The following is an 11,069-nucleotide window of genomic DNA, read 5'->3' on the forward strand; positions in this document are numbered from 1 at the left end:
CGGGCTCGCCGGCTGGGGGTGTTTGCGCGCTGTCCGAGGCCTGGCCCGTCGGCTCGATGCTGGCCGTGGGTGCGCTGGGCGCCCTGCTCCTCGGCGCCGGCCAGCACGTCCTCGAGACTCTCGGCCTGGGGGCGCGGCAGGCCTGGCTCCTGCTCTCGCTGCTGGCGGTCAGCAGCTGGCTGCCGCCGGTGGCGCTGGGTCCGCTGGAGGTCAATCCCGGCGCCACCCTGGTGCCTTTGGGCGTCAGCCTCTATCTCCTGCTGGGGGCGGACCGGCGCGAGGAGAAGGTGCGGGCGAGCCTTTCCAGCCTGCTGGCCATGGCGGTGGTCTTCGCCGGCGACCAGCTCCTGCCCGCCGATCCGGGCAGCGGGCCGAATGCGCTGGCGGTGCTGGCCGACCCGGTCTGGGCGCCCGGCCTGGCCGGCGGCCTGCTGGGCGCCCTGCTGGGCGGCTCCGGCCGGGGCGCCTACGTGGCGGCCACCCTGGGCGTCCTGGGGAACGACCTGGTCTCGGTCTTCCTGGCCGCCGTCACGGGCGTGCCCGGCGCGCTGGCGGCCCTGGGCGGGGCGGGGATCCTGGACGCCACCGTCATCGCCGGCTTCATCGCGGTGCTCTTGACGGAGCTTCTCGGCCGGCTGCGGCGCCGGCGGCTCTCCCGTCCGGGGGCCCGCAGCCGGCGAGCGGTGCGGCGGCGGCCCCCCGCGGCCGCCGCCGCGGGACGCCTCTTCACGCGGCGGCCGTCGCTGCCTGCCGGGGAGCGGGGGGCCGCCCTGCTCGCCCTCGGCCTGGCTTCCTCCCTCCTGGCCGCAGGCTGGTGGTGGGGGCCGTACGGCCCCGGCGCCCTGGCCGAAGGCCGGCCCTGGGGCGACGAGGTGCTGGCCGGAGCGCCCTACCTCCTGCGGGAGGACGGGGGACGGCTCTGGACCACGGGCCGCCTTCTCCGGCCCGGCGACCGCTGGTCGCCCGCCGCCCGCACCTGGTACCGGATCGTCCGCCTCGCCGGGCGGACCGCCTGGGCCACGCGGGTGGCTGCCCCGCCTGCGCCGGGTGCCGCAGCTCCGCCGGGGGCGGCGGGCGGGGTCCGCGAGGCGCTGGCGGCGCAGGTCCTGCAGGCGGGCCTCTACGCCACCCACGACGACGAACGGTATGCCGGCGTCGCGCAGGGAACGGGAGGGGCAGCCGGCGGACCGGCGGACGTCCGCCAGGCCGCCGTCTACCTCGCCGAGCGGTTGCGGGCGGCGGGAGTGCCCGCCCGCGTCGACCTGCACAGCCATCTGCCCCACGACCGGGGCGCCTACCGGCGCTCGCGGCGAAGCGCCGTGGCGCTCCTGGCGCGGGCGGGCAGCACCCTCCTGCTCGACCTCCACCGCGACCCGGCGGCCCAGGGCCGCGCGCAAGTGCCCGGCCTGGGCGACGCAGCGCCGGTGGTCCTGGTGGTGGGCCGCGCCGACCCCCATGCGGCCGCCAACCTGGCCTTCGCCCGGCAGCTGCGGGCCCTGGCCGCCCGGCGCTATCCGGGGCTGGTGCGCGGCATCCTCTTCTCCGGCGGCAACTACAACCAGGACCTCTCACCCTTCGCGCTCCTGGTGGAGCTGGGGGGCGCCGACAGCCGGCCGGGGGAGGTGGCCCGTTCGGCCGACGCGCTCGGCCGGCTCCTGGCGGAGTGGGGGCGGAGGCGCCTGCCGGCAGCCCCGGCCCGCGCGGCTCAGCCCCCCTGCGCCGCTTGCGCCGAGGCCGCCAGGCGGGCGGCCACCGCCGCCGGCACCCAGTTCATCCCGTCCGGCACGTTCAGGTGGGAGGCGTCGCCTCCCGGCACGCCCGTCTCGCCGAACTGCCAGACGATGCCATCGGTCGCAGGGTCGATCACCACCACCCGGTGGTTGGCGTCGTCGTTCACCGCGATCAGGCCGTTGGGCAGGCGGATGGCGAGCGAGGGGAGGCGGAGACGCCCGCCGCCCGAGGTGGGGGCGTACCGCCAGAGTACCCGCCCGCCCGGCGTCACGCGCAGGACCTGACCCGGGTCGGTGTAGCCGGCCACCAGGATGCTGCCGTCGGGGAGCAGCTGGGCGTCCGAGGGGTAGGTGAGACCGGGCAGCTTCAGGTCCCAGAGCACCTTCCCCTCGGGCGAGAGGCGGAGCACGTGCGAGCCGCCGATCTCGGTGACCAGCATGCCGCCGTCGGGCAGGGGTGTGTCGCCGTTGGGGCTGGCCAGGTAGATGGGCGGGCGGTGCAGGCAGGCGCCGGTCGTCCCGTACTGGCGGACGATGCGCCCGTCGGGCGCGAGGAAGAGGATGCGGCAGTTGCGGATGTCGGCCACCGTGGTGGTGCCCTGGGGGACCCCGGCCAGGCGCGCCTCCTCCACGCTCAGCCGGTAGGCGTCGTCGGGCCCGTTCAGGTAGCCGGGCGCGGAGGCTGCCACGCCGGGGTGCCCGTAGTGCCAGACGACCCGCCCGGTGAGGGGGTCGATCTCCACGATGACGTGGTTGTCCTCGGCGTTGGTCAGGATGGTGGCGTAGCCCGGTGTGAAGAAGGCGTCGTCGGGCCCGTTGGCCGGCCGGCTGCCCGCCCAGGCGGAGGGCAGCGTGTACGACCAGAGAAGGCGCTTCTGCCCGTCCACCAGGAGGAGGCGGTGGTTGTAGCGGTCGGCGATGAGGAGCGCCCCTCCGGCCAGCGGGTCGGCGGCCGCACCGACGCCGGACGGCGCGGCGGGGGTGGCCGGGGCAGCCGGCGGGGCGGAGGGGCCCGTCGCGGAGGAGGCGGAGGCGCCGCCCGCACCCCGGCCGGTGGCGCTCGCCGTGCCCTGGCCGCCGCCGGCCGTGGCTCCTGCGGTCGCAGCGGGGGTCGCACCGGCCCGAGCGCCCGCCCCGGCGGAGGACGCCGGGCTGGAGCCCCCGGGGGCGCAGGCCGTGCCGGCCAGCGCGGCGACGAGGAGGAGGGCCCCCAGCCGGCGCAGCCCGCGGAGGCGGCTGGAGGCCCGGAGAGGGATCCCGAGAGCGTGGGAGCGAGGCATCCGGCTCCCCCCTTGCAGGTGATCCGGCACGCGCCGGCCCGGACGTGCCGGCGATCGTCGTGAAGGCTATTCTACACGCGTCCGCCGCCACCACCGAGGCCCGCCCGCCGGTCCGCGCCAGAGCGGGTAAGATGATGGCAGGGCGAGTCGACAGGCCATCGTTCGCCCGGGAGCCCGCGGGTTCCCAAGCGCGAGGGGGGAGATGGAAGAAGATGCTGCCGCCCTTTGTCAACGAACCGGTCACCGACTTTCGCGATCCGGCCAACCGGGAGGCGATGGAGCAGGCGCTGGCTCGCGTCCGCTCCGAGTTCGGTCGCCATTACGACCTGATCATCGGCGGGCGCGCGGTCCGCACCCAGGCCGAGATCCGCTCCACCAACCCCGGCCGTCCCGATCAGGTGGTGGGCTGGGTGGCCCGCGCCGGGCGGGCCGAGGCCGACCAGGCGCTGGCGGCCGCCGAGGAGGCCTTCCGCACCTGGCAGCACTGGGAGCCGGCGGCGCGCGCGCGCCTCCTCTGGAAGGCGGCGGCCATCATGCGCCGGCGCAAGCTGGAGCTGGACGCGTGGGAGGTCTACGAGGCCGGCAAGAGCTGGACCGAGGCCGATGCCGACGTGGCCGAGGCCATCGACTTCCTCGAGTACTACGGCCGCGAGATGGTCCGTCTCGCCCAGCCGCAGGAGCTGACCCGCATCCCGGGCGAGGACAACGAGAATTTCTACATCCCGCTGGGCGTCGGCCTGATCGTGCCGCCCTGGAACTTTCCCCTGGCCATCCTGACCGGCATGACCAGTTCGGCGGTGGTCGCCGGCAACACCGTCATCCTCAAGCCCGCCTCCGCCACGCCGGTCCTGGGCGCCAAGTTCATGGAGGTGATGATGGAGGCGGGGCTGCCCGAGGGCGTGATCAACTTCCTGCCGGGTCCCGGCGCCGAGGTGGGCGACTACCTCGTCCAGCACCCCCGCATCCGCTTCGTCAGCTTCACCGGCTCCATGGAGGTGGGCCTCCGCATCAACGAGGAGGCGGCCAAGGCGCGTCCCGGCCAGCGCTGGATCAAGCGCGTGGTGGCGGAGATGGGCGGCAAGGACGCCATCATCGTCGACGAGACGGCCGACCTGGACGAGGCCGTGAACGGCATCATCACCTCGGCCTTCGGCTTCCAGGGCCAGAAGTGCTCCGCCGCCTCGCGGGTGATCGCCGTCGAGCCGGTCTACGACGCGCTGCTGGAGAAGCTGGTGGCGGCCGCGCGCGCCATTCGCGTCGGCCAGCCCGACCAGGCCGAGACCTTCATGGGTCCGGTGGTGGACGAGGGCCAGTACAAGAAGATCCTCCAGTACATCGAGATCGGTCGCTCGGAGGGACGCCTGGTGGCGGGGGGCCACGCCATCCCCGGCGAGGGCTGGTTCATCGAGCCCACCATCTTCGCCGACGTGCCGCCGGACGCCCGCATCGCCCAGGAGGAGATCTTCGGGCCGGTGCTGGCCGTCATCCGCGCCCGCGACTTCGACCACGCGCTGGAGATCGCCAACGGCACGGTCTACGGGCTGACGGGCAGCGTCTACAGCCGCAGCCGCGAGCGCCTGGAGCGCGCCCGTCGCGAGTTCCACGTGGGCAACCTCTACTTCAACAGGAAGTCGACCGGCGCGCTGGTGGGCGTCCACCCCTTCGGCGGCTTCAATCTCTCCGGAACCGACTCCAAGACCGGGAGCCACGACTACCTGCTCCTCTTCATGCAGGCCAAGTCGGTCTCGGAGAAGCTCTGACCGGGCGCGCGGGCGCCGGGCGGGAGGCGGGGCGCCGCCCCTGCCCGGGCCGCGCCCCGCAGGGCGGGTTCACTCGCCCGGCAGGCGCCCCCCGTCCAGGCGCCAGAGCGTCGCCCGGGCGCTGGCCAGGAGCCGCCCGGCGGCGTCCACCACCTCCGCCTCGGCCTCGATCAGGCGGCGGCGGGCGCCCGTGCGGCGGGCGCGGACGGTGACCGGCTCGCCCACGCGGACCGGGCGGCGGTACTCGATGCTCATCCGCGCCGTCACCGCCGGCTCCCCTTCGTGGTAGGCCACGTAGCCCATCAGCTCGTCCAGCAGCGTGCCCACCAGCCCGCCGTGGACGATACCCGGCCAGCCAGCGTGCCAGGGCTGGGGCGTGAAGCGGGCCTCCTCCCAGCCGTCGTCGCGGCGCTCCACGTGCAGGTGGAGGCCGTGGGGGTTCTCGCTGCCGCAGGCGAAGCAGACCTGCTCCGGCGCCGGCTCGCGGCGCCCCGCCCGTCCGGGCCTCTCTTCCGTCTCCATGCCGCAGCCTCCCCGTCCGCCTTCAAGGGAAATGCGCCCTCCCAAGGAGGCGACAGGAAGTGGGCTACGCCGGCGGGACGCCGGATCCTGCGCGGGAGAGGCGGTTTCTACCGCCCGGGAGACCCCCCGGGGCCCGGGGCGCGGCGAGTATAATGTTCAGCGGTTCCGTTGCGTGCGCCGGCGGCGTCCGAGAGCGCCGGGCGGGCGCCCCGCCGGCGCGGAGGGAGGCGCGCGCGTTGCCCACCATCGAGTCCACGCCCGATTTCGTCGCCCGTGTCTACGAACAGATGGAGGCCCGGCTCGCCGTCGTGCGCAGGCGCCTCGGCCGGCCGCTCAGCCTGGCGGAGAAGCTGCTGCTGGGCCATCTCGACGATCCCGAGCACCAGGAGCTGCGGCCGGGGGAGAGCTACTTGGCCCTGCGCCCCGACCGGGTCGCCATGCAGGACGCCACCGCGCAGATGGCGCTCCTGCAGTTCGCCCACGCGGGCCGCGAGGAGGCGGCGGTCCCCACCACCGTCCACTGCGACCACCTGATCCAGGCCTTCGCGGGCGCCAAGCGGGATCTGGAGCAGGCGCTGATCACCAACCGGGAGGTCTACGACTTCCTCAAGTCGGCGGCGCAGAAGTACGGCCTCGGCTTCTGGGAGCCCGGCGCCGGCATCATCCACCAGGTGATCCTGGAGCACTACGCCTTCCCGGGCGGCATGATGATCGGCACCGACTCGCATACGCCCAACGCCGGGGGGCTCGGCATGCTGGCCGTCGGCGTGGGCGGCGCCGACGCCGTGGACGTGATGGCCGGCCTGCCCTGGGAGGTCCTCTACCCGCGGCGCATCGGCGTCCGGCTGACCGGCGAGCTGCGCGGCTGGGCGGCGCCGAAGGACGTGATCCTGAAGCTCCTCGGCATCCTGACGGTCAAGGGCGGCACCAACCGCGTCGTCGAGTACTTCGGCCCCGGCACCCGCTCCATCAGCGCCACGGGCAAGGCGACCATCACCAACATGGGCGCGGAGCTGGGCGCCACCACGTCGGTCTTCCCCTTCGACGAGCGGATGGCGGTCTACCTGCGCGCCACCGGCCGCGCGGAGCTGGCCGAGTTGGCCGAGCGCCACCGCCACCTGCTGGCGGCGGACCCGGAGGTGGAGGAGCGCCCGGAGGAGTTCTTCGACCAGGTGATCGAGATCGACCTCTCGACGCTGGAGCCGCACGTGGTCGGCCCGCACACGCCGGACCTGGCACGGCCGATCTCGCGGCTGGGCGCGGCCGTCCGCGAGGAAGGCTACCCGTCCGAGCTGTCGGCCGCCCTCATCGGGAGCTGCACCAACTCCTCCTACGAGGACCTGAGCCGTGCCGCCGACGTGGCGCGCCAGGCGGCCGCACGCGGGTTGAAGGCGCGGGTCCCCTTCCTGGTGACGCCGGGATCGGAGCAGATCCGCGCGACCATCGAGCGGGACGGGCAGCTGGCCGCCTTCGAGGCGATCGGCGCCACCGTCCTGGCCAACGCCTGCGGTCCCTGCATCGGCCAGTGGCGGCGCGAGCCGGCGGCCGGCGGGACGGCTCCGGCCCAGGGACGGAACTCCATCGTCACCTCCTTCAACCGGAACTTCCCGGGACGGAACGACGGCAGCCGGGAGACGCTGGCCTTCATCGCCTCGCCGGAGATGGTGGTCGCCTTCGCCCTGGCAGGGCGGCTCGACTTCAACCCGCTGACGGACGAGCTGGAGGCGCCCGACGGGAGCCGCTTCCGCCTGGCGCCGCCGGCGGCGGCGCCGGAGGTGCCCGAGGCGGGCTACGCGGGCGGCGAGAGCGGCTACCTGGAGCCGCCGGCGGAGCGGCGCGGCATCGAGCTGCGCGTCGACCCGGGGAGCGAGCGGCTGCAGATCCTCGAGCCCTTCGCACCCTGGGACGGCCGCGACTTCGTCGACCTGCCGCTGCTTCTGAAGGTGAAGGGCAAGTGCACCACCGACCACATCTCGCCGGCCGGCCCCTGGCTCCGCTACCGCGGCCACCTGGACCGGATCAGCGACAACATGTTCCTGGGTGCCGTCAACGCCTTCACGGGCGAGGCGGGCAGGACGCTCAACCTCTTCACGGGCGAGCGCGGGCCGGTGGCCCAGGTGGCGCGCGACTACAAGGCGCGCGGCGTCCGCTGGGTGGTGGTGGGCGACGAGAACTACGGCGAGGGCTCGAGCCGCGAGCACGCGGCCATGTCGCCGCGCTACCTGGGGGCGGCGGCGGTGATCGCGCGCAGCTTCGCGCGCATCCACGAGACCAACCTGAAGAAGCAGGGGATCCTGCCGCTCACCTTCGTCGACCCGGGCGACTACGAGAAGGTGCGGGAGACCGACCGGATCAGCATCCTGGGCCTGGCGGAGCTGGCGCCCGGACGCGAGGTGACCGCCCGCCTCCGCCACGAGGACGGGAGCGAGGAGACGATCCGCCTCCGCCACACGCTCAGCCAGGAGCAGATCGCCTGGTTCCGCGCCGGCTCGGCGCTCAACCTGATCGCCGGGCGGGCCGCCTAGGCCGGCCGGGCGGGCACGCCACCGAAAAGGAAGCCGCCCCCGCGGGGGCGGCTTCCTCCGTCGGAGCGGGCGTGGCGCTCAGCGCGCCTTGACCGCCTTCTCGCTGGAATGGCCGGGGAAGGCGGCCGTCCCCGGCTCGATGTAGGCCTTGGCGTTGTTGACGGCGGTGGCGGCCTCGCCGAAGCCGGTGGCGATGAGGCGGAGCTTTCCGGGATAGGTGCAGATGTCGCCGGCGGCGTAGATCCCCGGCAGGTTGGTCTCCCCGCGCGAGTTGACCCTCACCTGGTTGCCCTCCAGCTCCACGCCCCAGTCGCGGATGGGGCCGAGGTTGGCCGCGAAGCCGGTGCCGATGACCACCGCGTCGAGCTCGAGATGGCTCTCCTCCTGGGTACGGTTGTCGAAGATGACCGCGCCGGTCACCCGGCTCTGGCCCTCGATCCGCCTCAGCTCGTGGAAGAGGCGGATCTCGATGCCGCTCTGGCGCAGCCGCTCCACGCTCTCCTCCTGGGCGCGGAACTCGCCGCGGCGATGGATGAGGACGACATGCCCGGCCACCGGGGCGAGCATCAGGGCGAAGTCGACGGCGCTGTCGCCGCCTCCCACCACCAGCACCCGCTTGCCGCGGTAGGCTTCCTTGTTGCGGACGGTGTACTCGACGCCCCGCCCCTCCAGCTCGCGCACGCCGGGCTGGTCCATGCGCTTCGGCGCGAAGGCGCCGATGCCGGCGCAGATGACCACGGAGCGGGTGAGATAGGCGCCCTGGTCCGTATGGAGCGTCCAGAGGGGCCGGCCGGGCGCCTCCTCCTCGCCGGCCGCCAGGCCGGTGACGCGCTCGGCCAGACGGACGACCGCGCCCGGGTTGCCGGCGCGCGCCTGCTCCACCAGGTTCTCCACCAGTTCGGCCGCCTGCACCCGGGGAAAGCCCGCCACGTCGTAGATCTCCTTCTCGGGATAGAGGGCCGCGAGCTGGCCGCCCAGGAAGGGCTGGCTCTCCACCAGGAGCGTCCGCATCTGGCGCATGCCCGCGTAGAACATGGCGAAGAGGCCGGTCGGCCCGCCGCCGATGATGGCCACATCGAAGGGCTGGCCGCCTGCGGACTCCTCCCGGAGGTTGTCGGCTTCGTTCATCCGGCTGCTTCCTCCCGATCGGCGCGAACCGCTTTGCGAGAACGGACCGCCCGCTCCCCCGCCCGGCACGGCCCGCGCCGTGATCCTCCCGGTTCCAGCATACCCGGAGGGAAGGCGGGTTCGCACGCTTCAGAAGGCGAAAAGTAATCCGGAAAGAGGGTGCAAAAAAGAGCCGCGCCGGGCCGGCGGGCCGGGCGCGGACGCCTTCAGCGGGCCTCCCCGTCGCGCGGGGAGCCGTTCTCCGGCGTGCCGGACGCCCGCCCGTCCTCCCGCTCCTCGCCAGACCCCTCCAACCCCCTGCGGAACTCGCGGCCGCTCCGCCCCACGGCGTGGGCGATCTCCGGCAGGCGGCGCGCGCCGAAGAGCAGGAGCACGATCAGGAGGATGATCAGCAGCTCGGTGGGACCGATCCGATCCACGCCCTCGCCTCCGTCGCCAGCATACCGGATCGCCGCGGGCCCGGCCAGTTGCCCGGCCGGCGTCCGGTCGCCTCCGCGCGAAGGAGGAGGTGGAGCGGAATGGAAGAAGATGGAATGCGGTGATGGGCGTGGCGTGGGATCCTGAGGTGGAGGCGGCCGCCGCGCTGACCGCCCTGCCGCCGCTGGGGCCGGTGCGCATCGACCGGCTCCTGCGGGAGGCGGGCTCCGCGCGGGCGGCCGTGGCGCAGGGTGCCGCCTGGATCGGCCGGGCGGCCGGCCTGGCCGCGGCCGAGCGTGCGGAGCTGGAGCGCGCCTGGCGGCCGGCGCTGGGCCGGGAGACGGTGGAGGCGGCGGCGGCCCATGGCTTCCGCCCCGTGCTGCGCGGAACGGAGGGATACCCCGAGGCGCTCTTCCAGGTCCGCCTGCCGCCCCTGCTCCTCTGGGTGGCAGGCCGTGCGCCTGGCGACGGGGAGCCGCGGCTGGCCCTGGTGGGCACCCGGCGTGCCAGCGACTCCGGGCGGCGGCTGGCCCGGCGCGTGGCCGAGAGCCTAGCGGCGGCCGGGGTCGGGCTGGTCAGCGGCCTGGCGGCCGGGATCGACGCGGCCGCCCACGAGGGGGCGATGTCCGGCGGCGCGCCGACCTGGGGGGTGCTGGCCAGCGGGCCCGGCGGTCGCTACCAGCACGGCGGGCCCGCGCTCCTCCGCCGCGTCCGGGAGGCCGGCGGGCTCCTCAGCGAGCTGCCGCCGGGCCGCGAGCCGCGCAAGCACGATTTCCGCTGGCGGAACCGGCTGATCGCCGCCCTCGGATGGATGACGCTGGTGGTGGAAGCGCCGGCGGGAAGCGGGGCCCTGCTGACGGTGCAGGCCGCGCAGGAGATGGGGCGAACCGTTCTGGCCTTCCCTGGCGACCCGGAGCGGCCACAGTCCTGGGGGACGAACCGGCTGCTGCGCGATGGCGCTGCCCGGATGGTTCTGGATGCGGAGGACGTGCTGGCGCTGCTGGAGCTGGAGAGCCCCTGGCGGCGGCCCCCGGCCGCCGGCGAGGCGGGTCCGCTGGCGCGGGCGCTCCGGAACCTGCCGTCTGCCGAGCGCCGCATGCTCGACGCGGTGGCCCGCCAGCCACGACCCTTGGGCGCCCTCTGCGAGGCCGCCGGCTTCGGCCTGAGCACGGGCAGCGCGCTGCTTCTCCGGCTGGAGCTGGCGGGCTGGGTCCAGCGCGACGCCTCGGGCACCTACCACCTGGGCGCCCCCGCGCGCAAGGCGCTGGGCCTCCGCTGAGGGACTTCCTTGCAAGCGGCATCCGCCAGCGTATAAATGTAGCGTACCGGCGGCGCCCCGCGCGCCCGGGGGCGACCGCCGTCCTGCGAGGGGTGTGAGCCTTTTGGCGCGTTCGCTGGTGATCGTGGAGTCGCCCGCCAAGGCGCGGACCATCGGAAAGTTCCTGGGCCGCGCCTACCACGTGGAGGCCACCATGGGGCACGTCCGCGACCTGCCCAAGAGCCAGCTGGGGGTGGACGTGGAGGCCGGCTTCGAGCCTCGCTACATCACCATCCGCGGCAAGGGCGAGGTGGTGCGGCGCCTCCGGGAGGAGGCGGCCAAGGCCGAGCGCGTCCTTTTGGCCACCGACCCCGACCGCGAGGGCGAGGCGATCTCCTGGCACCTGGCGCAGCTTCTCGGGCTGGATCCCGAGGCGCGCTGCCGCATCG

Annotated in this window: 8 protein-coding genes; 5 read left to right on the plus strand and 3 right to left on the minus strand. The window is 74.6% G+C overall.

The window, feature by feature from the left end; translation table 11 throughout:
• Positions 1 to 56 precede the first annotated feature (56 nt).
• Positions 57 to 2,015, plus strand: coding sequence for a stage II sporulation protein P (locus tag K6U79_04675; protein ID MCL6521652.1), 1,959 nt, complete (start codon positions 57 to 59; stop codon positions 2,013 to 2,015).
• A gap of 1,207 nt (positions 2,016 to 3,222) precedes the next feature.
• On the plus strand, positions 3,223 to 4,770 hold the full coding sequence (gene pruA, locus K6U79_04680) for an L-glutamate gamma-semialdehyde dehydrogenase (GenBank protein ID MCL6521653.1): 1,548 nt from the start codon (positions 3,223 to 3,225) through the stop codon (positions 4,768 to 4,770).
• Positions 4,771 to 4,839: 69 nt separating this feature from the next.
• On the opposite strand, the gene K6U79_04685 is transcribed toward pruA, so the two are convergent.
• On the minus strand, positions 4,840 to 5,292 hold the full coding sequence (locus K6U79_04685; protein ID MCL6521654.1) for a PaaI family thioesterase: 453 nt from the start codon (positions 5,290 to 5,292) through the stop codon (positions 4,840 to 4,842).
• A gap of 152 nt (positions 5,293 to 5,444) precedes the next feature.
• Here K6U79_04685 and K6U79_04690 point away from each other — a divergent pair, with 152 nt between their 5' ends.
• Positions 5,445 to 7,817 carry an aconitate hydratase gene (locus tag K6U79_04690; GenBank protein ID MCL6521655.1) on the plus strand — a complete coding sequence of 791 codons (2,373 nt, stop codon included), beginning with the start codon at positions 5,445 to 5,447 and terminating at the stop codon, positions 7,815 to 7,817.
• Between the two features lie 78 nt (positions 7,818 to 7,895).
• On the opposite strand, the gene K6U79_04695 is transcribed toward K6U79_04690, so the two are convergent.
• Positions 7,896 to 8,945 (minus strand): NAD(P)/FAD-dependent oxidoreductase, encoded by a 1,050-nt coding sequence (locus tag K6U79_04695; protein ID MCL6521656.1) that lies wholly within the window; start codon positions 8,943 to 8,945, stop codon positions 7,896 to 7,898.
• Between the two features lie 206 nt (positions 8,946 to 9,151).
• Entirely contained in the window at positions 9,152 to 9,364 is a 213-nt protein-coding gene (tatA, locus tag K6U79_04700; protein ID MCL6521657.1) for a twin-arginine translocase TatA/TatE family subunit, read from the minus strand.
• A 119-nt stretch (positions 9,365 to 9,483) separates the two neighbouring features.
• On the opposite strand from tatA, the gene K6U79_04705 reads away from it, so the two are divergent.
• Complete coding sequence (locus tag K6U79_04705) at positions 9,484 to 10,641, plus strand: DNA-protecting protein DprA (GenBank protein ID MCL6521658.1); 1,158 nt, start codon at positions 9,484 to 9,486, stop codon at positions 10,639 to 10,641.
• A 103-nt stretch (positions 10,642 to 10,744) separates the two neighbouring features.
• On the plus strand, positions 10,745 to 11,069 hold a 325-nt coding region (locus tag K6U79_04710; GenBank protein MCL6521659.1), incomplete at its 3' end, for a DNA topoisomerase I.

This window comes from Bacillota bacterium (assembly GCA_023511835.1).
Lineage (GTDB): Bacteria > Bacillota > Sulfobacillia > JAIMAT01 > JAIMAT01 > JAIMAT01.

Bases quoted from the DNA above. Each gene is read 5' to 3' on its own strand.
- pruA (MCL6521653.1), top strand. From the start codon at position 3,223: ATGCTGCCGCCCTTTGTCAACGAACCGGTCACCGACTTTCGCGATCCG.
- K6U79_04675 (MCL6521652.1), top strand. From the start codon at position 57: ATGCTGGCCGTGGGTGCGCTGGGCGCCCTGCTCCTCGGCGCCGGCCAG.
- K6U79_04695 (MCL6521656.1), bottom strand. From the start codon at position 8,945: ATGAACGAAGCCGACAACCTCCGGGAGGAGTCCGCAGGCGGCCAGCCC.
- K6U79_04690 (MCL6521655.1), top strand. From the start codon at position 5,445: ATGTTCAGCGGTTCCGTTGCGTGCGCCGGCGGCGTCCGAGAGCGCCGG.
- K6U79_04685 (MCL6521654.1), bottom strand. From the start codon at position 5,292: ATGGAGACGGAAGAGAGGCCCGGACGGGCGGGGCGCCGCGAGCCGGCG.